This window comes from Limnospira indica PCC 8005 (assembly GCF_000973065.1).
Taxonomy (GTDB): Bacteria; Cyanobacteriota; Cyanobacteriia; order Cyanobacteriales; family Microcoleaceae; genus Limnospira; species Limnospira fusiformis.
In genome coordinates this window covers 1,031,039-1,056,527 of the sequence record NZ_FO818640.1, presented here as the reverse complement: position 1 = coordinate 1,056,527, position 25,489 = coordinate 1,031,039, and the positions used below count along the sequence as shown (strand labels likewise).

At 45.1% G+C, this 25,489-nt stretch carries 19 protein-coding genes and 1 pseudogene; 11 read left to right on the top strand and 9 right to left on the bottom strand.

Annotation, left to right across the window (positions count from 1 at the left end; translation table 11 throughout):
- Window positions 1-65: 65 nt before the first annotated feature.
- Window positions 66-1,661, bottom strand: coding sequence for a hypothetical protein (locus XZ46_RS04520; protein ID WP_008057365.1), 1,596 nt, complete (start codon window positions 1,659-1,661; stop codon window positions 66-68).
- An 84-nt stretch (window positions 1,662-1,745) separates the two neighbouring features.
- Window positions 1,746-2,051, bottom strand: coding sequence for a LapA family protein (locus XZ46_RS04515; RefSeq protein WP_228116483.1), 306 nt, complete (start codon window positions 2,049-2,051; stop codon window positions 1,746-1,748).
- A gap of 70 nt (window positions 2,052-2,121) precedes the next feature.
- Here XZ46_RS04515 and XZ46_RS04510 point away from each other — a divergent pair, with 70 nt between their 5' ends.
- The gene (locus XZ46_RS04510) at window positions 2,122-2,883 is read left to right on the top strand and encodes a peptidoglycan-binding domain-containing protein (RefSeq protein WP_006670086.1); all 762 of its coding nucleotides are present in this window, start codon (window positions 2,122-2,124) and stop codon (window positions 2,881-2,883) included.
- 176 nt (window positions 2,884-3,059) lie between these two features.
- Here the strand turns inward: XZ46_RS04510 and XZ46_RS04505 are convergent, their stop codons facing one another.
- Window positions 3,060-4,025, bottom strand: a complete 966-nt coding sequence (locus XZ46_RS04505) for a glycosyltransferase family 2 protein (protein WP_008057367.1) — start codon at window positions 4,023-4,025, stop codon at window positions 3,060-3,062.
- Window positions 4,026-4,418: 393 nt separating this feature from the next.
- Between XZ46_RS04505 and cimA the strand changes: the two genes are divergently transcribed.
- The 4 genes from cimA (at window position 4,419) to XZ46_RS04485 (ending at window position 12,406) form a co-directional block, all read left to right on the top strand.
- Entirely contained in the window at window positions 4,419-6,080 is a 1,662-nt protein-coding gene (cimA, locus tag XZ46_RS04500) for a citramalate synthase (RefSeq protein ID WP_008057372.1), read from the top strand.
- A 164-nt stretch (window positions 6,081-6,244) separates the two neighbouring features.
- A complete protein-coding gene (gene ilvB, locus XZ46_RS04495) occupies window positions 6,245-7,978 on the top strand; it encodes a biosynthetic-type acetolactate synthase large subunit (protein WP_008057386.1) in 1,734 nt (577 codons plus the stop codon).
- 384 nt (window positions 7,979-8,362) lie between these two features.
- Window positions 8,363-10,447: an elongation factor G gene (locus XZ46_RS04490; protein ID WP_008057388.1), complete on the top strand. Its 2,085-nt coding sequence runs from the start codon at window positions 8,363-8,365 to the stop codon at window positions 10,445-10,447.
- A gap of 159 nt (window positions 10,448-10,606) precedes the next feature.
- Window positions 10,607-12,406 carry an SLC13 family permease gene (locus XZ46_RS04485; RefSeq protein ID WP_008057390.1) on the top strand — a complete coding sequence of 600 codons (1,800 nt, stop codon included), beginning with the start codon at window positions 10,607-10,609 and terminating at the stop codon, window positions 12,404-12,406.
- A gap of 99 nt (window positions 12,407-12,505) precedes the next feature.
- On the opposite strand, the gene XZ46_RS04480 is transcribed toward XZ46_RS04485, so the two are convergent.
- Entirely contained in the window at window positions 12,506-12,733 is a 228-nt protein-coding gene (locus tag XZ46_RS04480; RefSeq protein ID WP_006670089.1) for a YlcI/YnfO family protein, read from the bottom strand.
- 400 nt (window positions 12,734-13,133) lie between these two features.
- Here XZ46_RS04480 and XZ46_RS04475 point away from each other — a divergent pair, with 400 nt between their 5' ends.
- The 4 genes and pseudogenes from XZ46_RS04475 to XZ46_RS04460 all read left to right on the top strand — a co-directional run bounded on the left by XZ46_RS04475 (window position 13,134) and on the right by XZ46_RS04460 (window position 17,495).
- Window positions 13,134-14,069: an RNA-guided endonuclease InsQ/TnpB family protein gene (locus XZ46_RS04475; RefSeq protein ID WP_198449141.1), complete on the top strand. Its 936-nt coding sequence runs from the start codon at window positions 13,134-13,136 to the stop codon at window positions 14,067-14,069.
- 156 nt (window positions 14,070-14,225) lie between these two features.
- Window positions 14,226-14,621 (top strand): annotated as a pseudogene (locus tag XZ46_RS04470) (zinc ribbon domain-containing protein); the annotation flags it as partial.
- Between the two features lie 110 nt (window positions 14,622-14,731).
- Entirely contained in the window at window positions 14,732-15,493 is a 762-nt protein-coding gene (rpaB, locus tag XZ46_RS04465) for a response regulator transcription factor RpaB (RefSeq protein WP_008057398.1), read from the top strand.
- 133 nt (window positions 15,494-15,626) lie between these two features.
- Window positions 15,627-17,495: a glycoside hydrolase family 9 protein gene (locus XZ46_RS04460; protein WP_006621369.1), complete on the top strand. Its 1,869-nt coding sequence runs from the start codon at window positions 15,627-15,629 to the stop codon at window positions 17,493-17,495.
- Window positions 17,496-17,569: 74 nt separating this feature from the next.
- On the opposite strand, the gene purH is transcribed toward XZ46_RS04460, so the two are convergent.
- The 3 genes from purH to tkt all read right to left on the bottom strand — a co-directional run bounded on the left by purH (window position 17,570) and on the right by tkt (window position 22,080).
- Entirely contained in the window at window positions 17,570-19,117 is a 1,548-nt protein-coding gene (gene purH / locus XZ46_RS04455; RefSeq protein ID WP_006621370.1) for a bifunctional phosphoribosylaminoimidazolecarboxamide formyltransferase/IMP cyclohydrolase, read from the bottom strand.
- 145 nt (window positions 19,118-19,262) lie between these two features.
- Complete coding sequence (gene rnhA / locus XZ46_RS04450; protein WP_006621371.1) at window positions 19,263-19,772, bottom strand: ribonuclease HI; 510 nt, start codon at window positions 19,770-19,772, stop codon at window positions 19,263-19,265.
- Between the two features lie 298 nt (window positions 19,773-20,070).
- The gene (gene tkt, locus XZ46_RS04445; RefSeq protein ID WP_008057402.1) at window positions 20,071-22,080 is read right to left on the bottom strand and encodes a transketolase; all 2,010 of its coding nucleotides are present in this window, start codon (window positions 22,078-22,080) and stop codon (window positions 20,071-20,073) included.
- Between the two features lie 225 nt (window positions 22,081-22,305).
- Here tkt and XZ46_RS04440 point away from each other — a divergent pair, with 225 nt between their 5' ends.
- The gene (locus XZ46_RS04440) at window positions 22,306-22,686 is read left to right on the top strand and encodes a hypothetical protein (RefSeq protein ID WP_228116482.1); all 381 of its coding nucleotides are present in this window, start codon (window positions 22,306-22,308) and stop codon (window positions 22,684-22,686) included.
- Window positions 22,687-22,703: 17 nt separating this feature from the next.
- The gene (locus XZ46_RS04435) at window positions 22,704-23,342 is read left to right on the top strand and encodes a transaldolase family protein (protein WP_006670093.1); all 639 of its coding nucleotides are present in this window, start codon (window positions 22,704-22,706) and stop codon (window positions 23,340-23,342) included.
- Window positions 23,343-23,379: 37 nt separating this feature from the next.
- Here XZ46_RS04435 and XZ46_RS04430 read toward each other — a convergent pair whose 3' ends face one another.
- Both XZ46_RS04430 and XZ46_RS04425 read right to left on the bottom strand, forming a co-directional pair.
- Window positions 23,380-24,969, bottom strand: coding sequence for a polysaccharide deacetylase family protein (locus tag XZ46_RS04430; RefSeq protein ID WP_008057406.1), 1,590 nt, complete (start codon window positions 24,967-24,969; stop codon window positions 23,380-23,382).
- 106 nt (window positions 24,970-25,075) lie between these two features.
- On the bottom strand, window positions 25,076-25,459 hold the full coding sequence (locus XZ46_RS04425; RefSeq protein ID WP_008057407.1) for a thioredoxin family protein: 384 nt from the start codon (window positions 25,457-25,459) through the stop codon (window positions 25,076-25,078).
- Window positions 25,460-25,489 lie beyond the last annotated feature (30 nt).

Here is a 25,489-nt window from a genome sequence, read left to right as displayed (position 1 = left end):
AATCAATGTTTTTTGTGTTAAATGAAAAACCGGGATTGGTTTATAGATGAGAGTGGCTGCAACTATTAGTTAAAACGACGAGATCTACCGTGGTCATAGTCAAAATCAGGCCGATCATAATCATAATCGCGATCGCCTACTGTTGGGGATGTCCTATTACCCGGATTTAAGGGGGGGTTAGGAATGTTATTAATTGGCGCAAATCCGGGATTATTAATATCAGTAATTTCCATCTGAATACGATTGGATAATACCGGAGTTACGGGAGGAATAGAAGCCGGTGGAAAAGCCATCATTGGCTGTAATGGTAGAACCGCCGAACCGTCCAGACGGGTCAAACTGTAAGCATCAAAATCATAGTCATCAAAATTGCCAACAATGGTTAATATTTCTCCCGGAATTACACTTACCATTCCTTCCCCTTGAGGAATAGCATCTACCAAAATCGGTCCGATATCACTTTGGAAGAAAAAGCTATCCGGTTCAGTTTGGCTAATTACTGTACCTGAGAGAGTCAGAAATTCTGGATTTACGGGAGGAATAGAAGCCGGTGGAAAAGCCATCATTGGCTGTAATGGTAGAACCGCCGAACCGTCCAGACGGGTCAAACTGTAAGCATCAAAATCATAGTCATCAAAATTGCCAACAATGGTTAATATTTCTCCCGGAATTACACTTACCATTCCTTCCCCTTGAGGAATAGCATCTACTAAAATCGGTCCGATATCACTTTGGAAGAAAAAGCTATCCGGTTCAGTTTGGCTAATTACTGTACCTGAGAGAGTCAGAAATTCTGGAGTTACGGGAGGAATAGAAGCCGGTGGAAAAGCCATCATTGGCTGTAATGGTAGAACCGCCGAACCGTCCAGACGGGTCAAACTGTAAGCATCAAAATCATAGTCATCAAAATTGCCAACAATGGTTAATATTTCTCCCGGAATTACACTTACCATTCCTTCCCCTTGAGGAATAGCATCTACTAAAATCGGTCCGATATCACTTTGGAAGAAAAAGCTATCCGGTTCAGTTTGGCTAATTACTGTACCTGAGAGAGTCAGAAATTCTGGAGTTACGGGAGGAATAGAAGCCGGTGGAAAAGCCATCATTGGCTGTAATGGCACAACCGCCGAACCGTCCAGACGGGTCAAACTGTAAGCATCAAAATCATAGTCATCAAAATTGCCAACAATGGTTAATATTTCTCCCGGAATTACACTTACCATTCCTTCCCCTTGAGGAATAGCATCTACTAAAATAGGTCTGATATCACTTTGGAAGAAAAAGCTATCCGGTTCAGCTTGGCTAATTACTGTACCTGAGAGAGTAGTTAATCCGACACCTGTTAAAGGGTCTATATTAGGTGGTACAGTCATGGGGGGAATGTTAGATAAACCTAACACCGTAGACCCATCAGGACGGATAATATTGTTAGTGTCGATTTCGCGACCATTCCATTCTCCTACTTGGAGAGTGATGATTTCTCCAGGCATTAAACCAAGTTGCCATGCGGGGAGAGGGGAGACATCAACAATGACTTCTGAACCGTTGATAGGATAGAATAGAAAGTCATCGCCGTTATCAATTAGGCTACCGACAGTCCCAGAAACCATCGCACCAGGAATAAAGTTGTGATCAAGGGGGAATAACTCGCTAAAAGCCATCTCAGTTGTTTCTTTCTTGGGGGTTGAAATATACCTTATTAAAGAAAGATGACCTAAATATGACAATTGGGAAATTTGGAGAGTTTACCTTTGATGATAGATAAATATACCGATCGCACCCGCAATTAAGCCGATCGCCAAGCTGAAGGCCAAAACTACCCCTACAGGTATGTTAATTGACTCGAATATCATAAACTGTAGGGAAACCGGGGTGGCATTTTGGACCGATAATATAGCAACGGCGGCGATCGCCACTGCGAGAATGAGGTTGGTCGTGAAGGGAAATAGTGCTTTCATGGTAATTTGGGTAGCAGTATAGCAACAAAAAGGCAGAAATATTCCGGGGGCGGTCCGTGGAAGTTTGCAGAAGACTTCCAGGGTTTCAGTCACCCGATCGCGATCGCCTGTATTGCTGAGGGTTTAAACTGAATCATATTATACAAACCGTGAGGCTAGACCAATGGTAGATTGGCGCAACTATACGAACCGAGAACTACGTTTTGTTCTTTATGGCTTGGGCTATGGTGTCCCAGTCAATAATGATTCTCCCACAGATGCGATCGCTCAACAAGGCATTCGCGCCTTCCAACACGATCGCAATTTGGTTGTTGATGGAATTGTCGGAGACAAGACCCAAGCCGAGATGGCTGCCATTGTCAGTAGTCTGCATAATCATCTTAATATTGTAGTGCGGCCGAATCCTCCCTTACCCGGAAATCAGTTTTATGGTCCGAAAACTACCGCCGCCGTTAAGGATTTTCAGAAAAGGTATGATTTACCCGTAACTGGGGTGGCTGATACCTATGTCCGCGATAAGTTAGAGGATACAGCCTATTGGTGGGAAAATCGACCCCAACCAGATCCAGTTAAGCCTATTTATTTACCTAAAGATTTTGCCGAGACAATTAAAGGCTTAGGATATGCTAATATTTCGTCATTTCAGCGAGATTATGATATACCTCAAACCGGGACAGCTAACCCAGAAACCCAGGAAATTTTAGCGAAAATTGTTCGGAATCTTCAGCACAACTTAAACTTAATCTTCCAACCTCGTCCTCTGATTCCTTACAGCGAGATTTATGATCATCGGACTGAGGAATATGTGGGTAAGTTTCAGCAGCAGTTAGGATTACCCATAACTAAAACTGCTGATTTGTCACTGCGTAAGCGTTTGGATCGTTGGGCGAGAAATAAGTGGCTGTTAGGATCAGTCAGTTATTAAATATCACCCGATCAGGTCATGCGATCGCATGATGCCCCACTTCCGACCATGTTAGATGATTAAATTAGCAAGAATCCATTATAACCTCAAGTAATTCACAAGCTGCCTTGGTTTGGGCAGCTTTTTTTGGGGATTCCATTATCCCCACCCTCTCCCAGATGGAATTTAACCAACCTTTATTCATGATCAACAATGCCATAGGTATCTCGAATTAGATAGAGAGGTCTTCTTTTGACTTCCGCATAAATTCTGCCTAAGTATTCGCCAATTACGCCTAAACTAATAAGTTGGACTCCTCCCATAAATAGAATGGCTACCATTAAGGAAGCGTAACCGGGAACATCAATGCCAAAAATCAAAGTTCTGATGATTAAAAATAGGGCGTAAAGAAAAGCCGCCAATGAGATAAATAATCCCATGTAACTCCAGACTTTTAGGGGGAGGGCGCTAAAAGAGGTAATCCCTTCGATCGCCAAATTCCACAATTGCCAATAGTTCCATTTTGTCCGACCTTTATATCTCGGTAAGCGGTCATATTCTAGGGCGGTTTGTTTAAACCCTACCCACGCAAATAAACCTTTCATAAATCGATGAGTTTCGGGGAGTTGTTTTAAGGCTGCCACTACCTGACGATCCATCAGTCGAAAATCTCCAGTATCTTGGGGAATGCGAACCGGAGTCATCTTTTGCATAATTCGATAAAAACCATTGGCGGTTATCTGTTTAAGCCAGGTTTCTCCCTGTCGCGATCGCCTTTTGGCGTAAACTACATCATAACCTTCTCGCCACTTTTCCAGCATTTCTACAATTAATTCCGGTGGGTCCTGTAGGTCAGCATCAATAGGAATGACCGCTTCACCTTTAGCATGATCTAAACCCGCCGTTAAAGCGATTTCTTTGCCAAAATTCCTTGACAGGTTAATCACTTTAATGTTATGATTGGAATGGTGATGTTTAATGAGTTTGGCGAGAGTATCATCCTGACTGCCATCATTAACACAGATAATTTCATAGGTAATCTGCAAAGGTTCAATCACAGCCAGCAACCTAGATAATAAGTAATCGAGGTTAGGTTCTTCGTTGTAGCAGGGAGCGATAATTGAGAGTTGAACTGTGGTGGGTTTTGCTGATGGTGGCAACACGGTAAAAATAAATTGATATTAACTAAAATTGTATTAATTAAGTGGTGCGTCAGGGTATAATTATCCGGTAGTAGATTGATCTAGTCGGGTTCTGACGCTACGGGAAAGCTGTAATTTTTCGGGGTAATGGCGACTACAGCTTGTTCACCAGTCGCTTAATACATTGCCCTCACCCTAAATCCCTCTCCCTCTCTGGGAGAGGGACTTTGAGATGTGATCAGATGATTTCTGAACAGGCTGTAACTGGGTTAGTGGTTACGAGGAGGAGGGGGACAGTCCAAGGACCGACGGGGTGATCAAATGTGAAAATAAGATTAGATATTAGACCAATGGGGTAAATTGGGGACATACTAGAGAGCGGAGGGAAAGAGCGATCGCATAAAATACCACCGCATGGTTGAAAACAGCACCAACTACCAAAGACAGACTATGAGTAAGCAACTTTGGATTTATGATACAACCCTACGAGACGGAGCCCAGCGCGAAGGACTCTCTCTCTCCCTAGAAGATAAACTCCAGATAGCGCGGAAACTAGACCAACTAGGTATTCCGTTTATTGAAGGTGGTTGGCCAGGTGCTAACCCGAAAGATGTGCAATTGTTTTGGCGACTGAAGGAAGAACCCCTCAGCCAAGCGGAAATAGTGGCTTTTTGTTCGACCCGCCGCCCCCATACCAAAGCAGCAGAAGATCCTAGCCTCAAACCGATTTTATCAGCCGGAACCATCTGGATTACTACCTTTGGCAAATCTTGGGATCTCCACGTTACGGAAAGCCTCAAAACCAGCCTAGAGGAAAACCTGGCAATGATCCAAGATACAATCGAGTTTTTCCGCAGCCAAGGGAGGCGGGTAATTTATGATGCTGAACATTGGTTTGATGGCTATAAAAACAACCCAGAATATGCCCTAGAAACCCTAAAAGCGGCTGTAGCCGGGGGGGCAGAATGGTTAGTGCTATGTGATACTAATGGTGGTACACTACCCCACGAGGTAACAGCGATCGCCAAAACCGTAGTTACAGCCCTAGCCAATTGGGGTGAAACCTCAGTACAGGTAGGCATTCACACCCACAACGACTCAGGAACCGCCGTTGCTAATGCTTTAGCAGCAGTCATGGAAGGCGCTACCATGATTCAAGGGACCATTAACGGTTATGGGGAACGGTGCGGCAATGCCGATTTGTGTACTTTGATACCTAATTTACAGTTAAAATTAGGCTATTCTTGCATAGCCAATGAACAATTAAGTAAACTGTCGGAGTCTAGTAGATTTATTAGTGAGGTGGTGAATCTAGCTCCAGATGACCATGCCCCGTTTGTGGGATTATCAGCTTTTGCCCATAAGGGGGGGATTCATGTTTCGGCAGTGGAACGCAACCCGTTAACCTACGAACATATCGCCCCGGAAGAGGTGGGAAATAAACGGCGAATCGTGATTTCTGACCAGTCGGGATTAAGCAATGTTTTGGCGAAAGCGCGGAACTATGGTATTAACCTAGAACGGGATAATCCAACCAGTAGGCAACTTTTGCAACAGTTGAAAGAATTGGAAAATCAAGGTTATCAATTTGAGGCGGCGGAGGCGAGTTTTGAGTTATTGATGCGGTCAGCTTTGGGGACTCGGAAACAGTGGTTTGAAATTCGCGGTTTTCAAGTGCATTGTGACAAGTCAAGTCTGGCGACCTGTAACTCCCTAGCTACGGTTAAGGTAATTGTAAGCGATCGCGAACTTTTAGAAGTAGCCGAAGGTAACGGACCCGTCTCCGCCTTAGACGCAGCCTTGCGGAAAGCCCTGCAAAATTTCTACCCAGAAATAGCCGAATTTCAACTGCGCGATTATAAAGTGCGGATTTTAGATGGTAAAGCCGGAACTTCTGCCAAAACTCGTGTATTGGTAGAGTCTAGTAATGGTCATCAGCGTTGGACTACCGTGGGAGTCTCTACTAACATCCTAGACGCATCCTATCAAGCCGTCGTAGAAGGTTTAGAATATGGCTTAATGTTGCAACAGCAAACCCCATCCAATTCAGTTATATTAGCAGAATCCTCACTGTAAAATAGCAGTGATAATCAGCTAGGGATGGCATTATTGGCATAGCATAAAATGGCAATAATGGCAAGAGTATTAATCAGAAATTGTCACAAATATAAAAAATTGATGACAATTGCTCAGGTAATCCCAACCATAATTTATCCTAGGCATCAGAGATGGAGAATGTTATGCAGGACCAAAAACAAGCCGTAAAAAGAGTAACAGGAGCCTTTGCCCTGATTGATAGCCTGCGCCGCCACGGTGTGCAGCATATTTTTGGCTATCCAGGAGGTTCAAACTTACCCATTTACGACGAAATATATAGAGCCGAACAAGCCGGGGAAATCAAACATTATCTGGTGCGGCACGAACAAGGAGCGGCTCACGCTGCCGATGGATATGCCCGGAGTACCGGAAAGGTGGGGGTATGTCTAGCCACCTCTGGACCAGGAGCCACCAATTTAGTGACAGGTCTAGCCACTGCTTATCTCGATTCTGTCCCGGTGTTAGCCATTACCGGACAAGTCCCCCGCAGCGCCTTGGGAACAGATGCGTTTCAGGAAATTGATATTTTTGGGATTACCCTACCCATTGTTAAACATTCCTATCTAGTCCGCGAACCTTCGGAATTACCGAGAATTGTGGCTGAGGCATTTCACCTAGCCAGTAGTGGCAGACCGGGACCTGTGTTAATTGACATTCCCAAAGATGTGGGTAATGCTCAAATTGATTATATTCCGGTAGAACCAGGGTCAGTGCGACGGGTGGGATATCGTCCCACGGTGCGGGGAAATCCTCGACAAATTAATCAGGCTTTACAGTTGATTTCTGAAGCTACTAAACCCCTCCTATATGTGGGGGGAGGTGCAATTATGGCGGGGGCTCATGCTGAAATCGCCGAATTGTCGGAACGCTTCCAAATACCAGTTACTAGCACTTTGATGGGAAAAGGTGCTTTTGATGAAAATCACCCCCTATCTCTGGGAATGCTGGGAATGCACGGAACCGCCTATGCTAATTTTGCGGTGAGTGAATGTGATTTGCTGATCGCGGTGGGGGTTCGCTTTGATGACCGGGTGGCGGGTACTGGAGATCAATTCGCCCATAGCGCTAAGGTGATTCATATTGATATTGACCCGGCGGAAGTGGGCAAAAATCGCACTACTGATGTTCCTATTGTGGGAGATGTGCGACAGGTTTTGGGGGATATGCTACAACGTAGCTATCAGTTGGGAACGGAAATTAAGCCGGAACAAACCCAGGAATGGCACTCGCACCTTAATCAATTGCGTAACCAATACCCCCTGACGGTTCCTCACCCGGAAGATGGTATCTCTCCTCAAGAGGTGATTGTGGAACTTAGCCATCAATGTCCTGATGCTTTCTATACTACTGATGTGGGTCAGCATCAAATGTGGGCGGCGCAATTCGTGAAAAATGGCCCCCGACGTTGGATGACTAGCGGCGGTTTAGGGACTATGGGTTACGGTTTACCTGCTGCTGTGGGGGTTAAGGTGGCTCATCCTGATGATACGGTTATCTGTATTAGCGGTGATGGTAGTTTCCAAATGAATATGCAAGAATTGGGAACTATTGCTCAGTATGGTATTGGGGTTAAGGTGATTATTCTCAATAATGGCTGGTTGGGAATGGTGCGCCAGTGGCAACATATGTTTTATAATGACCGCTATGAGGCTACTAACCTGGAAGATGGAACCCCAGAATTTGCCCGGTTAGCTGATGTTTATGGCATTGAGGCTATGACAGTCCGCCAACGGGAAGATTTACCAAAGGCGATCGCTAAAGCTCTATCTCACAAGGGTCCGATGATCCTAGATGTTCGGGTTACCCGTGATGAGGACTGTTACCCGATGGTAGCCCCCGGTCACGATAACAGCGACATGATGGGTTTATCCAGTTAGTTGCTCTAACCCCTCACCCCCCCTTAGTGCTTTATGGGGGGGGTGTTCTGTCTGAGAGCAAATCTTAAATTAACCTGAAAAAACGCCATATTGATTTACAAAAATTCGCAAAAATTAATAATGTTTTGTTTGATTAACTAGGTGTAAAATTGGTGACAAAATATCCTAAATTAAAAGGTAGTTCACTCTCAATCCCTAACCGGAAGTATCTATCCTAATATGAGCCGGAGACTAAGGGAAACTGAGAGCAGCAAAGTCCCACGGTATCCCGGTTGTGAATTGTTGAAAAAATCTGGATTTTCCGAGAGATGATTTCTCGTTCAAAAAATCACAATTGCCACCGTGTTATAATGATTGATTTATCCGGTTTCAGGAGAGCGTCAGATGACAAATAATGTTGCATCAGAAAATCGTAATGTCGCGATTGTCGGCCCCTATTTGAGTGGCAAAACAGCGCTGCTAGAAAGTCTGCTGTTTGCGACGGGAACGATTACCCGTAAAGGTACGGCTAAAGAAGGCAATCGGATCGGGGATAGCGTAGCTGAGGCTCGCGATCGCAATATGAGTGTAGAAATCAATGCCGCTTATACTCAATATGGCGGCATTAACTTTACCTTCCTCGACTGTCCAGGTTCGGTAGAATTTGCCCAAGAAACCTATAACGCCCTGATGGGTGCAGGATTAGCAATAGTGGTTTGTGAACCGGAACCATTACGCATCCTCACCCTATCCCCGTTATTCAAATTTTTGGATGATTGGGAAATTCCCCATATTGTGTTCATTAATAAAATGGATCGGGCTTTCTCTGATGAAGAAGGCTGCAACCTCAACTTTTTAGAGTTATTAAATGCCCTGAAAACTGTATCGAGTCGCCCCATAGTTCCCCAAGAATATCCGATCGCCAAAGGTTCAGAATTAATTGGTTTTATCGATTTGGTCACAGAACAAGCCTATAACTACCATCCTGGTGCCGCCTCAGATCCGGTTCCCATGCCGGAAGAACTAAAAGACCTGGAACACGCCGCCCGCCAGGAGATGTTAGAACAATTATCTAACTTTGATGATCACCTTTTGGAAGAACTTCTCGAAGAAATTGAACCGCCCACGGAGGAAATTGTCAAAGACCTAAAAATGGAATTGGGCGCGGATTTGATTGTTCCCGTATTTTTCGGAGCGGCTGAATTAGAATATGGAGTGCGATCGCTTCTTGATGCCCTAGTCCGAGAAGCCCCAGAACCCAGCTTAACCGCCGAACGTCGGGGACTCAAAGGAACCAGCGATATCCCGATCGCCCAAGTCCTGAAAACCTTTTACACCCCCCAAGGTGGTAAACTCTCCCTAGTGCGAGTCTGGCAGGGAGAACTTACCGAGGGCATTGTTCTTAATGGTATACGCGCAGCCGGAATGTACCGTCTGCTGGGACAACAAACCCAGGGCGTGCAAGTTGCCAAAACCGGGGAAATTGTCGCCTTGGCGCGTATGGAAGGCATCAAAACCGGGGATACTTTGACCGCTCAACCCGATCGCCTCAAAGCACCGTTACCGAAAGCCCAGGTTTTGCCACCAGTATTGGCATTTGCGATCGCCCCAGAAAATCGCAAAGATGAAGTAAAACTCAGTGCCGCCCTCACCAAAATGATCGAGGAAGATCCCTCTCTAACTTGGGAACAAAACACCGACACTCACCAGGTTATCCTCTGGGGACAGGGAGAAATTCACCTAAAAGTAACCCTCGATCGCCTACGCCGCAAGTACAACTTACCCATAGTTACCTCGCCGCCTCAAATTCCCTATAAAGAAACGATCCGTTCTAATACCAACTCCCACGGGCGCTACAAACACCAAAGCGGCGGACATGGACAATTTGGTGATGTTTATTTAGATATTACCCCCTTACCTCGCGGTGAAGGTTTTAACTTTAGTGAAACCATTGTCGGCGGCGCGGTGCCAAAACAATACATTCCCGGCGTGGAAATGGGCGTGCGAGAATACCTCCAACAAGGTCCCCTAGGGTTCCCCGTCGTTGATGTTTCTGTCACCCTGACTAATGGTTCCTATCACTCTGTGGATAGTTCCGAACAGGCTTTTAAACAAGCCGCCAGGCTGGCTATGCAAACGGGTATGGCTAAATGTAACCCCACTTTGCTTGAACCTATTGTTACGGTGGAAGTATGCGCCCCTAATGACTTTACCTCTCAACTGTTCCAATTGATTACTACTCGCCGTGGTCAAATTTTGGGCTATGAACCTGTGGCTGACTGGAAAGGTTGGGATCAGGTGTCGGCTTATTTACCACAGGCGGAAATGCAAGATCTGATTGTAGAATTGCGATCGCTAACTATGGGGGTCGGTTACTTTAACTGGAAATTTGACCATTTACAGGAAGTCCCCGAACAACTAGCCCAAAGAGTTTTAGCTACTGTTGCTGATGATAGCAATGGCGGCGGAAATAGCAAATCCAAAAATTAACTCATTGTAGCCCCCAGCCTTTAACCCAAGGGACGATCTACTGATCGTCCTTTTTCGCAGGTCTAGGGTTATTCACTCCCCTATACCTGACACCTGTTCTAATTGGCTGTATGATCAAACGTTACCTTTGTGAACAGCCACCTTACCATATCTTCACCCATGGAAGTTTTTCTTACTCTGTCTATAGTTGTTCTCGCCCTGATTAGTTTTATAGTTGAATGGCTACCGGTAGATTTAACGGCGATCGCTGTTACAGTTTTATTAATGTTCCTGGGTTTAGTCACTCCCGAACAGGGAATTTCTGGCTTTGGCAATTCAGCCACCATTACCGTTATGGCTATGTTTATCCTCAGCGCCGGAATTACCCGCACCGGAGTCATTCAAATTATACGCGATCGACTAATTAAATGGGGAGGAAACGGCATCAATCAACAGCTTTTTGTGATGGTTGGCTTAGTCGGACCTATTTCTGCCTTTATTAATAATACCGCCGTCATCGCTATTTTTCTACCCATCATCGAAGATTGGTGTAAACAGCAAAAAACTTCCCCCTCTCAATTCCTGATTCCTCTTTCTTACGCTTCAATTCTAGGGGGAATGATTACCGTAATTGGCACATCAACTAATATCCTCGCTGGTGGCATCTCTGAACAATTAGGTTATGAGAACTTTCATATTTTCCAATTTACCAGTGTCGGATTATTAACCTTTATCATTGGTTTATTATACATTTCCTTCGTTGCCCCCAAACTTCTACCCAAACGAGAATCACGCATGAATAGTGGCATCGATAACAGCTATGATTTGCAGGAATATCTCAGCGAAGTAGTCGTCACTAATACATCCAGCTTAGTCGGACAAACCCTCCGCCAAAGTGAAATTCAACGCAAATTTGACCTAGACGTATTAGAGTTAGTTCGCAACAAAATTCACCTCCCCCAACCCGTAGCCGATAAAGTCTTAAAACCCGGAGATATTCTGATTATTCGTAGCACCCGTGAAGATTTACTCAAAATTAAAAACGAAAGAGGTTTAGATCTTTTACCTGATGTCAAATTTAGGGAACAATCCCTAGAAACAGTCCTGAGTTCTGGAGAAGAAAAAATCGCCGAAGTCTTGATTTTATCCAACTCCCGTCTAATTGGTACTACCCTCAAAGATTTACGCTTTAGACAGCGGTATAATGTCACCGTATTAGCCATACGTCGCGGTGCCGAATTAGTCCAAGGACGCTTAGGAAAAATCAAACTCAGATTTGGTGACTTATTATTAGTCCAAGGCCCAAAACAGAGTTTTATTGGTTTACAAACCACTAGGGAACTGTTAGTCTTAGAAGAGAGAGAGCTCGAAAACTTACGCACCGATAAAGCTGCGATCGCCATTGGCATTACTTTAGGCGTAATTGCACTAGCAGCCTTTAACATAGTTCCCATTTTAGTTAGTGCTTTAGCCGGAGTGATTTTGATGGTCGCCACTGGATGTCTAAAACCCGGTGAAATGTATGGTGCTGTTCGTTGGGATGTAATTTTTCTATTAGCCGGATTAATTCCCCTAGGAATTGCTATGGAAAATTCCGGCGCAACTGAATGGCTGGCTAAGAATTTAGTGTCTGTCGGGGGTCATCTTTCCGGGTATTGGGTGTTAACATTTTTCTTTATCATCACAGTTTTATTAACAGAAATTCTCTCCAATAATGCCACCGTAGTACTCATGATTCCCATTGCTGTCCGAGTAGCTGAAACCCTGCAATTAAATCCCTATGCCTTTATGTTTGCAGTCACTCTCGCCGCTTCCTGTAGCTTTATGACCCCCATTGGCTACCAAACTAATACCATGGTTTATAGTCCCGGAGGTTATAAATTCTCCGACTTTACACGAGTTGGCTTTCTTCTCACCCTCTTAATGACCATTGCTGTTCCTTCATTGGTCATCCTATTTTACGGTCTTTACCCTAGCTGATAATCCCTCAAATTAGGAAACATCAAACCCAAAAATTTGGCAGATGAAAACCGCCCAGAATCACCCGATTTGAGCAGATTAAAATGGCTCATGGTAGGTCTAATCATCTGAATGGGATTCTTCCCCCAACTGTTCCAATTTAAATTCTAAGGCCGATAGTCTGACTTCTAATTGATCAAGTTTTTCCTGCTGAGGTGATATTCCCAGATAGGATCTCAAGGCATCAATGACCAGATCGGACTTGGATTGTCCAGTGATTTTTACCCGCGCCATGAGTGCTTCGTGTACCTCAGAAGGAATCCTGACACCTAGGAATGGATTGGGCATAGTTTCAATAAGATTACATTTTTGACAATGAATGCCAATAGTGTGTTAATGATATCAGTCTCTTGCTACACTGCCTATCATTAACCCAACGGCGTAGTGTGGGACTTCTTTTGACATCGAGTTAAAAGAATCTTGGTCTTATATGTTAATTTCTTAACAGTAAAGCTAAGACCCCCATTCTTGTAAATGGTTTTTTGTAAAGTTTTTTTGCGTAACCCAAAGTTCTGTAAAGAACCTTAAAGATAAATTGATAACATTACGAAAATCTATGTTATCATCGGAAATCATCGGTTTCCAACCCCGTGCTTCCAGCACGGCTGTACCTTTGAGACAGAAATAGAGGTAGTTGTAGTGAGAAGCTATGTACCTGACTCAAAAGAACCAGATACGAGGACTTCAAGTGCAAGAGTTTAAGGCCTTGCGGGAACTCTGCCGACTGAGTAAAAATCTCTACAATGTAGGACTTGACACTCAATGGCAGTATTACTTCCAGGCTCGGAAACACCTTCCCTACGAGTCCAACTATCACTACTGTAAGGGAAACGAGAACTATAAACGCTTGAATACCGATATAGCCCAACAAACTCTTAAAGTAGTCGATCGCACTTTTCGGAGCTTCTACCGTTTGAGCCAGGCCCTCAAAGAGGGGACCTTTCCACAGAAAGTTAGACTCCCTGACTATCTGCCCAAAGACGGTTATTTTGTCCTGATTATGCCGAGGGTTCAAATCAAGGACGGAAAGTTTAGAGTTCCCGTGTCTCGCGACTTGGGCAACTTGCGGGGCGAAATTTGGATTCCTTTCCCGGAAAGAATCGCTCCCGATACTCTCCAGGAAGTTCGGATTCACCCTCGATATAACGCCCGTTTTTTTGAAGTCGAGTTTATTTACGAGGAGGAAGAAACTCCCGTTCCCACCGAACCCGATACGGCTCTAGCGATCGATATGGGACTGGACAATCTGGCTACTTGCGTCGATACCAACGGGGCATCCTTGATCGTGGATGGCAAAAAACTGAAATCCCTTAACCGTTGGTACAACACAGAGAACGCCCGACTGGAATCGATTAAAGATTTGCAGAAAATCGAGGGAATAACCGATCGCCAGATTAGGGTAACGCGGAATCGCCATAACAAGGTTAGGGATTATCTCAACAAAGCCGCCCGTTACATTGTTAATCACGGTATCAAGAACCGAATCGCGAAAATTGTGGTCGGTTTCAACGTCGGCATCAAGCCGGAGATTAATATCGCCAGCCCCAATAATCAGAACTTCCTTCAAATTCCGCACGCCAGCTTGAGAGCTAAACTGAAAGCCTTGTGCGAGAGCATGATTTAATCTCAAATTAGGTTAACATTTTACGGCAATACGGTACAATACCAAGTATGGTGCGAGACCTTCGGGTATGAAATAGAGCTGAAATGGGCGAAATAACTACCCGGTGAGGACTTCAACCCCTTGGTTGATTGGGTCGCATCCCTAACCATCCCATAACACAGCCTGATTTTTTTGCCCACCTTCGAGACTTCCAATATGGTTGCCAAGGTGAAGCGTCTAATCAGGTCTAAGACTGCCCGCGCCATGCTGACATGGGCGCATTATCGATTCAAACTAACCCTGAGACATCAAGGGGAAATAACTGGAACCACAGTTGTAGATGTGACGGAAGAATACACCAGCAAAACCTGTACTCACTGTGGTCATGTGCATTCCCAGCTAGGTGGCTCAAAAGTGTTCCGATGTCCGGAGTGTGGGTTCACTCTACCCAGGGACTGGAACGGTGCTTTTGGAATCTTTCTAAAAGCTTTGCGGGATACCGCCTCTGTTACCTTAACGGGTAATAGTGCTATCGTCGCATTGTCCGGGAACAACCGGAAAAATGTCGCGTAAATGTATCAGTGTCAACAAACATATTTCCTGTCCAACTGAGTCCGGGGACTGAGAGAGTCCGTAGCCGGTTTTGCTCAAAAGCCGATCCATAAAAATTACTGGGAGCAAACATGACCATAAAAGCACGAGTTGACGAACGGCGCAATCCTGAAAAAATCCTCATTGCCGATGATGAGTCTGCAATTCGACGTATTTTGACAACCCGTCTGTCAATGGTCGGTTACAGTGTTGTGGCAGCAGCAGATGGTTTACAAGCTATTGAAATGTTCGATCGCGAAAGTCCAGACCTGGTAGTTTTGGATGTGATGATGCCAAGGCTGAACGGTTACGGGGTTTGTCAAAAAATTCGAGAAATTTCTGATATTCCCATCATTATGTTAACCGCCTTGGGAGATGTCGCCGATCGCATCACTGGTTTAGAATTGGGGGCTGATGATTACTTAACTAAACCCTTTTCTCCCAAAGAATTGGAAGCCCGCATTCATGCTATCCTGCGTCGGTTCAAAGATAACGCATCTTCCCATGATCTAAGTCCTGAAGTTATCCAAGTTGACACCCTCCGCATTGACACCATTAAACGACGGGTTTACAAAGGCGATAAATTGTTGCCCCTAACATATATCGAGTTTAACTTGCTCGAACTGTTGTTTAAGCGATCGGGTGAGGCGGTTTCTCGTTCGGAAATTCTGCAACAATTGTGGGGTTACACCCCCCGCCGCATTGCTGATATGCGCGTTGTTGATGTTCATGTGGCTCGCCTACGAGCTAAAATTGAGACTGATCAGCGTAACCCGGAGTATATTCTCACGGTTCGCGGTATTGGCTACTCTTCCCAGCGACTCGCAGCAGTGGAAGAAGCAATTGGCGCATAATTAATATCAATCCCCGAAAAGAAAATCAATTTGAATCAAACTTAACAATAACCCATTCTGGCTATATCATAACCAGGGTGGGCTTTAATTTCGAGAAGTGATAAGATCGAATTAGGGTGAATTGGTGAGCTAAATGCTAAGGTGGTTTGTCTGTTTCCTGCTAACTATTGCTTTGATAGTAGTCATCAGCGATGCTGACCTTTCGAGTCAGCCCAATATCAGAGCTGATATAAAACCCGGACAATATATCAAAGTTGATCAGTTTGGCTATCGTCCCCAGGATCATAAAGTCGCTGTAATTACTACTCCCGAAGTGGGTTTTAATGCCCAGGAATCGTTCTCACCAGGAACTACCTACGAAGTTTGGGATGCTAATTCTCATCAACAAGTTTATGGGGGTCAAATTCAGCCTTGGTTGGATGGTAACATTCATTATCAATCAGGCGATCGCGCTTGGTGGTTTGACTTTTCCCCGGTCAATAAACCCGGCTCCTATTATATCATAGATTCCGAAAATCAACAACGTTCTTTTGAATTTGAGATTAGGGATGATGTCTATAAACAGGTTCTGATAACTGCTATGCGTACCTTTTTTTATCAGCGTAGTGGCTTTCCTAAACAACCCCCTTATGCTGACCCTAGATGGACTGATGGTGCGGCTTTTTTAGGACCCGGACAGGATACAGAAGCTCGCTATATTTATGACCCAGATAATCCGGCTTTAGCTCGCGATATGCGTGGCGGTTGGTTTGATGCGGGAGATACTAATAAATATGTAACTTTTGCGACTCCGGTAATTCATCAACTTTTGGATGCTTACTCCCACAATCGGGAGATTTGGACTGATGATTTTAACATTCCCGAATCGGGGAATAATCTCCCAGATATTATAGATGAAATTAAGTATGAAATTGATTGGTTAAAACGGATGCAGGATGATGATGGGGGAGTGTTTATTAAACTGGGTACGATTGATCATAATAATCCAGAGCTTCCTAGTCTTGATAAACGTCCCCGTTATTATGCTCCTAAATGTTCTTCTGCTAGTATCTCGACGGCGGGAATGTTCGCCCATACGGCGTTAGTTTTTCGGGAATTTCCGCCTCTGAAGGACTATGCAGAAGACCTGCAAAATAGAGCGATCGCTGCTTGGGACTGGTTTCAATCTAACCCAAAACGGACTGATTGTGATTCCCAGACGATTAAATCTGGGGATGCAGATAGAACCGAACGGGAACAAAAAGGGACAACTGTAACGGCGGCGGTTTATTTATTACAACTGACCGGAGACACCAAATATAATCAATATATAAGTGCCAATTTAACGGAAACTCAACCCTTTAAAGATGATACTTGGTCGAGGTATAACCCCCATGAAGGGGATGCCCTATTATTATACACTAAACTAGCCAATGGCGATAAAAATATCCAACAACAAATAAGCGATCGCTTTCGGGAAATGGTGCTAAGTAATAAGGCCTCCTACGGTAATTCTGACCTCGACCCCTACCGTGCTTATATGAGCGACCCTCAATATCATTGGGGTAGTAACCTAGTGGAATCCAACTATGGTAATACCAACTACGATGTCTTGTTGTATGAGGTAGACCCAGACCACGCGGACAGCTATAAAATCCGAGCCTTAGACCATCTCCATTATCTCCACGGTGTCAACCCATTAAGCATGGTTTATTTAAGCAATATGTATGAATACGGAGCGGAAAAATCCGCTAACAAAATGTATCATCAGTGGTTCGGCGGCGGCATTTATGATCATGCTTTAAACTCTCCCAGCGGTCCGGCTCCTGGCTATTTAGTAGGGGGACCAAATCAATATTATACTGGTTCATCTAAACCCCCTGTTGGTGAGCCTCCCATGAAGGCATATTTTGATGAAAATGACCCCCGCCAAAAAGCCTGGGAAATTACCGAACCTGCTATTTATTATCAAAGTGGCTATATCAAACTTTTGTCTAACTTTGTCAGTTCCCCTAGCCAGTAAATTCCCTCACGCCTAACCCCTCCCCATTGTTGGGAGAGGGGAGTTTAGATGTACATCAATGGGGAATGGCTATTTTAATGGAGAAAATGACGCATTCCGGTGATTACCATGACCAGACCTAATTCATTAGCGGCATTAATGGAATCTTGATCTCGCATACTGCCGCCGGGTTGAACAATAGCCTCAATACCAGCAGCAGCAGCGGTCCTTACTGAGTCATCAAAGGGGAAGAAACCATCACTAGCAAGGAATCCGCCCTTAGCATCTTCTCCGGCTAGTTCTAGGGCAATTTTAGCGGCTCCTACGCGATTCATTTGTCCGGCTCCCACCCCTAGAGTTGTGCGGTTTTTGGTGACAACGATCGCATTAGATTTAACGTGCTTGGCAATTTTCCAAGCAAACAATAACTCAGCCAATTGTGCCGAGGTAGGTTTCTTTTCGGTGACTAATTGCCAATGGTCAGGGATATCGATTTCATCATCACAGGTCTGCACCAAAAAACCCCCAGCAATTAGCTTAATAGTTTCCTTGGGACCAGAAACTAAATCGGGCAAAATCAACACCCGCAAATTAGCCTTTTTCCTGAGAATAGCCTCGGCTTCTGGTTCACAACCGGGGGCGACAATACACTCTAAAAAAGTTTTGGTCATGGCTGTAGCGGTCGCCGCATCAATGGGACGGTTGAGCGCAACAATACCCCCAAAAGCAGAAACGGAGTCCGCAGCAAAAGCCCGTTGATAAGCCTCCGATAAACTATTAGCGATCGCCGCCCCACAGGGGTTAGTATGTTTCAGAACAGCCGCCGCCGGTTCATCAGTAAACTCGCAAATAATCCGTCTAGCGGCTTCCAGGTCCACCAAGTTATTGTAACTGAGGGGTTTTCCCTGCAAAATTTTACCCGCCGACCAGCCATTAGGGACAGTTCCGGTTTGATACCAGGCGGCGGGTTGGTGGGGGTTCTCGCCGTAGCGGAGGGCTTGTATTTGGTTTCCGGCGACAGTGTAGGTGGTGGGGAGGGGATTAGTTTCGGTGGTGTTTTGATGTTCTAAATAATTAGCGATCGCCCGATCATAAGCCCCAGTATGACGGAAGGCTTGTAAAGCGCAGCCTTGACGAAATTCTAAACTCGGTTCGCCGCTGCTGTTTCGCATTTCTTGGAGATAGTCCCCATATTGGTTAGGGTGACAAAGGACGGTCAAATGGGCGAAATTTTTAGCAGAAGCCCGCAGTAAGGTAGGGCCACCGATATCAATTTGTTCGATCGCCTCTGGTAGGGTAACGTTTTCGGATGCAATAGTTTGTTCAAACGGGTACAGATTAACCACTACCAGGTCAATAGGGCGGATCTCATGCTGTTGTAATTGTTCCACGTCCTGGGGAATATCCCGACGCGCGAGGATACCGCCATGAATGCGAGGATGCAGGGTTTTGACTCGTCCCCCCAGAATTTCAGGAAATCCGGTATAGTCAGAAACCTTAGTCACAGGTAGTCCCGCCTCTTGGATAGCTTTAGCAGTTCCCCCACTACTAATCAGGTCAAAGCCAAATTCTTCCACAAGCGATCGGGCTAAGTCAATCAGTCCAGTTTTGTCAGATACACTTAATAGGGCTAAACGGGCCATTTTTCCAAGATTTACAAAGCAACTTCCCTATCTTAAAGTCAACAGACCATTCCAGTTCAAGAAACTATAGCCAATTGATTAGCCAATTATCGGCAATTTCTACAGAGTAACCACGAGATTAAATTAAGATTACACTAAGATCACATTAACTCATAGAATCGATGTCTTGAGGTTGGGGTGGGTTTTCGTATCCTGCATCTGGCGGTAAACTATCTCTATGAGTAGCTTCTACAGCAAGACGATCGCAAATTTCATTTTCGCGATCGCCTGCATGACCCTTAACCCAGACAAACCGGACTTGATGTTCCTCGCACAAACCTAATAATTGCGCCCACAAATCGGGATTTTTCGCCCATTCCTTCTGATTACGTCGCCATCCATTCTTTTGCCAACGTTTAGCCCATCCCAGGGTCATAGCATCTACGAGATATTTAGAATCACTATAGAGGGTCACAGAACAGGGAAATTTGAGGGCTCGTAAGGCGGCGATCGCTGCCATCATTTCCATGCGGTTATTAGTAGTTAGTCGGAAGCCTCCCGATATTTCCTTCCGGTGACTACCACACATCAACACAGCCCCATATCCTCCCTTCCCAGGGTTCCCGCTACAGGCTCCGTCCGTATAAATTGTCACCTTAGTTATGCCCATATTCATAATAATTGATTATATAATTTATTCCATCATAAATCATATCATTGTCGGTTTGGTCAGTTCACAATTTATCTAAACCATATCTAAAATATGTATGATTAATCGCTCTGTATAATCTTCCCTGCCCTATTCCATATTTTATCAGTGTTAATCAATCAATACTCACGGGTAGAAATAAAAAAACAAGGGTACAAACAATGTTGCACCCTTGCCGATTAAGACGGTAGGGTGCGTCAGACCGCGAGAATGTTGATGATGAAATGCTGACAAACTCTTCTGACTGACGCACCTAGGTAATTAATTAACCAAGAAGTTCCTTAGCTTTCGCCACCACATTATCAACGGTGAAGCCAAATTTCTCCAATACCACACCGCCAGGAGCAGACGCGCCGAAGGTGTCAATACTGATAGTAGCACCTTCATCAGTCACATAGCGGCACCAGCCAAAGCTAACACCGGCTTCCACCGCCAAACGCTTCTTAACAGAGGCAGGGAAAACGGACTCCTTGTAAGCAGCATCCTGCTTCTCAAACAGTTCCCAACTAGGCATAGAAACCACGCGGACTTTTTTACCCTCTTCCCGGAGTTTAACCGCCGCATCAACACAGAGGTAAGTTTCTCCACCAGTACCAATCAGAATAATATCAGGGGTACCATCACTGTTATCACTAAGGACATAAGCACCCTTAGCCACATTGTCGATGGAACTACCTTCCAGGTTAGGCAGATTTTGGCGAGAGAATGCCATCAAAGTGGGATAGTGACGGTTTTCGATCGCCACCTTATAGGCTCCAGAAGTCTCATTACCATCAGCGGGACGAATGACAGTCAAATCAGGAATCAACCGCAGAGAAGCGATATGTTCAACGGGTTGGTGAGTCGGACCATCTTCACCCAAAGCAATAGAATCATGAGTCATCACCCACAGCACGGGAGCTTCCGACAGAGCCGACAAACGGATAGAATTACGCATATAATCGGTAAACACCAGGAAGGTCGCGCCATAGGGAATCAGACCCGAACGGTGCAGAGCGATACCATTACAAATGGCTCCCATAGCGTGTTCACGCACCCCAAAGCGGAGGTTACGATTTTGGTATTGACCCTTTTGGAAATCTCCCAAACCTTTGAGTAAAGTCTTATTAGAGGGAGCCAAATCAGCAGAACCGCCAACCAATTCAGGAAGGACTCCAGCGATCGCATTTAGAGTCACACCGGACTGGTTACGGGTTGCATCAGCCTTAGTTTCCGGGGTATAGGTAGGCAGAGATTTTTCCCATCCTTCGGGAAGTTTCCCACTCAGCAAGCGTTCGAGAGTCGCCGCCTCTTCAGGATACTTAGATTTGTAGGTTTCCAAAGCGGCTTTCCACTCATCCTCATAATTCGCACCCCGCTCGACTGCTTTGCGGAAATGCTTAATTGCATCATCAGGAATCACAAATTCAGGATAACTCCAACCCAGATGATCGCGGGTAGCCTGTACTTCTGCTTTACCCAAAGCGGCACCATGAACGTCATGGCTGTTAGCTTTGTTGGGAGAACCAAAACCGATGGTGGTGGTAACTTTAATCAAGGAAGGCTTATCAGTGACGGCCTTAGCTTTTTCAATGGCAGTGGCGATCGCCTCCAAATCTGTATTACCATCAGCAACGTGCTGAACGTGCCAGCCATAGGCTTCAAAGCGCTTGGCTACATCTTCTGTGAAAGATATATCCGTAGAGCCATCAATGGAAATATGGTTATCATCATAGAAGGCGATCAGCTTACCGAGGCCCCAGTGTCCCGCCAAAGAACAAGCCTCTCCAGAAATACCCTCCATGTTGCAGCCATCGCCTAGGATGACATAGGTATAGTGGTCTACCACAGTACAATCAGGCTTGTTAAAACGCGCGGCTAGATGAGCCTCAGCCAAAGCCAGACCCACAGCGTTAGCAATACCTTGTCCTAGGGGTCCGGTAGTTACTTCCACCCCTTCGGTGACGTGGTTTTCTGGGTGTCCTGGAGTTTTCGACCCCCACTGACGAAATTGTTTAATATCATCGATGCCGACGCTATCATAGCCCGTCAGATGCAGAAGGGCATAATGTAGCATACAGCCATGACCGGCGGATAGCACAAAGCGATCGCGGTTGAACCATTTAGGGTTTTTGGGGTTATAACGCATAAAGCGATCCCAGAGTACAAAAGCCATCGGGGCCGCACCCATAGGAAGTCCGGGGTGGCCTGAGTTCGCTTTCTCTACTGCGTCAATAGCTAAAAAACGAATTGAGTTAATGCAGAGTTGTTCAAGTGATTGAGTTGCAACAGCCATAGTTGTATTTTTCTATATAATCGCTCTAAAGTGTGAGTGCCGGAGTAGAGAAACCAGATGATAATGGTTCTATTTTCAGAATTGCTCTGGAATCGCCCTCAGACTGCATCTGAGATCATCTCATTTTGAGGGACTATCAGGCAAGGGACTTTCTAGTGAATTACCCGACGCTGAATCGAAGATTACAGCCCGGGCTTCCTACCCACCAAACCAGGAGATAGCAGTTTGCCCTCTACTATTGGGTCTTACGGTTTGGCGATCGGCTTTCCCCCGCGTCCCACAGGTCATCAACATGGAAGTACAAATGCTGGTTTTGTGTTTAGCTTGGTTGTCGCTATTTACTGCCATGTCGGGTGCATCTATCATACCATCAAGGATGTATCTCATACCATCAACGATGTATCTATCAATTTTGGGGACATCGTAGCTGACCCTATCGGCGTGGCGGCGCGGCTTGTCGGGGGGGGGGTGGTATTTACTCAGCCAAACGGCCAGCGGACCCTACCAGTCTACCCTGGACACATCCCGGAGCGATCGCCACTTGCCATTGTGGTAATTTCCATAGATATTGTCGGAGAGTCTCGGTCAAAACTGGTAATCGGTTAAATTATTAAACAGAAATCATGGCTTTATATCTCGATTCTGCTATTCTGTCGGAAGCTGAAGCAGCTAGTCAATGGGGGTGGGTGAAAGGAGTCACCACTAATCCCACTTTACTGGCTAAAAGTGACCTATCCCCAGAGGCAACTTTAAAAGGACTTAAACAACTGTTCCGGGGGGAGATTTACTATCAGTTAACTGCCTTAGATTTTGAGAATATGCTGGAGGAGGCTTGGGCAGCTTATAATATTTTGGGAGAACAAACAGTTTTAAAAGTTCCAGCCACTAGCTTAGGCTTTCAAGTAGTGGCTCATCTATCGCCTAAAATTGCCTGTTCTGTGACGGGGATTTATAGTGCATATCAAGCGGCTGTCGCCCAAGAAGCGGGGGCAAAATATGCGATCGCTTATGTCAACCGCGCCACCAGATTTTTAGGAGATGGAATCACCCTAGTTAAAGATATGGCTGAAATTCTCGCCGGAAGTGAAACCAAAATTCTCGCCGCCAGCATCAAGTCCCCAGAGGAAGCCGTCGCCACTCTCAAAGCTGGTGCTTATCACCTCACCCTACCCTTGGATATTCTGCAATCTTTAACCACCCATGAACTCTCCAATAAAACTGTACAAGAATTTCACCAAAATGGTCGTGGTTTACTCAGTTAATCGGCTAGGGTACAGCCCTCACCCAGAGGGCGTTACATTATCTTCGGTTAGCGTGATATACTCCTACTGTACCGCAAAAATCATCGGCAGAAAATTGAGGATTATTAACCCCCAAACCCGATAAATCACTAGATATTAAAGCCGTGTCAACTGACTCGTTAGCCGACCATTTGGGAAAGTCACCTTTTTGATAGGTAGCAATTTGTTCTGGGGTGAGTAAATCCATAAAATCCGCCAATTCTCGATAGGTGATACATTTAACTTCTGGCTGACCACAAACGGCTTCAGCAAAGCGAAACATAGCATTCCAATAAGCGCCATTATTCCAGGCGGAAAAATGATGACCGATGTGAATAGGGGCGCGATTTCCTGTATAGTTAGCTTGAAAATAGTTTAGATAGGTTTGGAAAGTATCTTCTTCGTAGAATTGAGCATTAGCAGGGTTAGGCTTGGCTTGAGAATGAGCATAATAAAAATTATAGTCCATTGACAAGACATTTTTACGGGTTTTAGCGGTAGTTAAACTAGCGAGGGGGAAATTCCAGATGCCGTTTTGTTTTTGTGGCCAGTAGTTAGATTGAGCGACTTTACTGGTATCATAACGAAAACCTTTTTTTTGTAGGGTTTGATATAAACCAGGACCCTGACCCAATTCGGGGGCGCGAAATCCTTGAATGGCGGTTTTGTCAAAGGCGAGACTACCTTCTAGGTTATTAATTTGGTGGGATTGAAAAATAAACTTATCAAAATAGTTAAATTCTCGCGTCCAGTCCGCCTCAGTCCAGCGACTACCATTAAAATGACCTACTGCATGGGAGGCAATTTCATGACCTTCTTGATAGGCTAAATTTAGCTGTTCTAGGCGTTGTTTAACTTCTGGTGGGGTTCCTCCCCAACCGATCGCCGAATGACCGACCCGGTGACCGCCAGGTGGTTGATAAAGTTGGCGATCGCCAGTATTGACAAAATAGACAGCACTGATAAAATAAGTAAAGCGGAGGGGGATATTTTGAGCAGCCTTATCTTTAGCAAAGTGGCGAGATTTTTTCCATGCTTCCAGGGAACGGGAACCGTCAAAAGCCAGCAAGACAAATTGAGGAGGGCGACTAGGGAGATTAATCAAGCCTGCTTGACGAATTAAACTTAATAAAAAATGTGAATCCCAACGATTAGATAAGCAGGAATTACCGCCGCCTTCTTGTTGACAAGCAGTAATTAAATCTTGAGGAAACGGCCCCAAGGAGTCATTCGCTTCCATACAATAACCAGTAATGGCGTTAAGATGAGAACCATCGGGACAGATATTATTGCCGTATGCTTGGCGAAATAATGTTTCTGACCATTTGTTATTAAAACAGGCGGAACCGCCGCCCCATTGGAGACATTTATTAATCATGTTTTGGGTGATAGGTCCGGCAGCTATCTCACCATTAGAGCAGAAAAAGCCGCCGTGCTGATTAACGGTTTTTAGTTCCCATTTAACTGGGGTTTCTGGGTTGTTGTGGGGTGCAATTGATGGGGATAAAGGGGATAAATCAGATGATAAATTATTGACATTGTGGCAGGCAGTCAGGACAAATAAGAGGCTAAAACCGGATAAAGTTTTGGGGAACAGAGGGGTAAACATAACGCAATTGAATCTCACCTTCAAGAAAAAAACCGGATTTCCGATAGCCATGTATAAGAAACCCGGTTAAATTTGTTTCAACAAATTGTAGATTTTGACAACCCCATTAGGCTTCCAACTGGAGATATTCAGGAGTTTTCAAAGGACGGGTGTAGCAGTCATGTTGATAGTTAAGCATGAAACCATTAAGGGTCTTGAGTAGGTCTTCGCGTCTGAGTAAGTGTTCAATGCGGTAGAGTGGTTCTCCTTGATGAAAGAGAATTAGGGTAGGTAGATTCTGAAGTCGATAGGTACTGGCCAGCTTTAAATTCTGGTCAGCATTAATACCAAATACCTGAACCTGACCTGTCCACTGGGTCTGGAACTGTTCCAATTGTGGGACAATAAGTTTACACAGGCCGCACCAGGGAGCCCAGAAGTGAACGAGAATAGGTGTAGAAGCACTCAAGACCTCTTTAGAAAATTGCTGCTCACTGACCGATAAAAGCATGATGCCTCTAAATTTTATTAACGAACATTT

Excerpts from the sequence above, each read along its gene's own strand:
- XZ46_RS04485 (WP_008057390.1), top strand. The coding sequence starts at position 10,607 with ATGGAAGTTTTTCTTACTCTGTCTATAGTTGTTCTCGCCCTGATTAGT.
- XZ46_RS04520 (WP_008057365.1), bottom strand. The coding sequence starts at position 1,661 with ATGGCTTTTAGCGAGTTATTCCCCCTTGATCACAACTTTATTCCTGGT.
- XZ46_RS04490 (WP_008057388.1), top strand. The coding sequence starts at position 8,363 with ATGACAAATAATGTTGCATCAGAAAATCGTAATGTCGCGATTGTCGGC.
- purH (WP_006621370.1), bottom strand. The coding sequence starts at position 19,117 with ATGGCCCGTTTAGCCCTATTAAGTGTATCTGACAAAACTGGACTGATT.
- XZ46_RS04430 (WP_008057406.1), bottom strand. The coding sequence starts at position 24,969 with ATGTTTACCCCTCTGTTCCCCAAAACTTTATCCGGTTTTAGCCTCTTA.
- XZ46_RS04425 (WP_008057407.1), bottom strand. The coding sequence starts at position 25,459 with ATGCTTTTATCGGTCAGTGAGCAGCAATTTTCTAAAGAGGTCTTGAGT.
- XZ46_RS04460 (WP_006621369.1), top strand. The coding sequence starts at position 15,627 with ATGCTAAGGTGGTTTGTCTGTTTCCTGCTAACTATTGCTTTGATAGTA.
- cimA (WP_008057372.1), top strand. The coding sequence starts at position 4,419 with ATGGTTGAAAACAGCACCAACTACCAAAGACAGACTATGAGTAAGCAA.
- tkt (WP_008057402.1), bottom strand. The coding sequence starts at position 22,080 with ATGGCTGTTGCAACTCAATCACTTGAACAACTCTGCATTAACTCAATT.
- rpaB (WP_008057398.1), top strand. The coding sequence starts at position 14,732 with ATGACCATAAAAGCACGAGTTGACGAACGGCGCAATCCTGAAAAAATC.
- XZ46_RS04435 (WP_006670093.1), top strand. The coding sequence starts at position 22,704 with ATGGCTTTATATCTCGATTCTGCTATTCTGTCGGAAGCTGAAGCAGCT.
- rnhA (WP_006621371.1), bottom strand. The coding sequence starts at position 19,772 with ATGAATATGGGCATAACTAAGGTGACAATTTATACGGACGGAGCCTGT.
- XZ46_RS04510 (WP_006670086.1), top strand. The coding sequence starts at position 2,122 with ATGGTAGATTGGCGCAACTATACGAACCGAGAACTACGTTTTGTTCTT.
- XZ46_RS04480 (WP_006670089.1), bottom strand. The coding sequence starts at position 12,733 with ATGCCCAATCCATTCCTAGGTGTCAGGATTCCTTCTGAGGTACACGAA.
- ilvB (WP_008057386.1), top strand. The coding sequence starts at position 6,245 with ATGCAGGACCAAAAACAAGCCGTAAAAAGAGTAACAGGAGCCTTTGCC.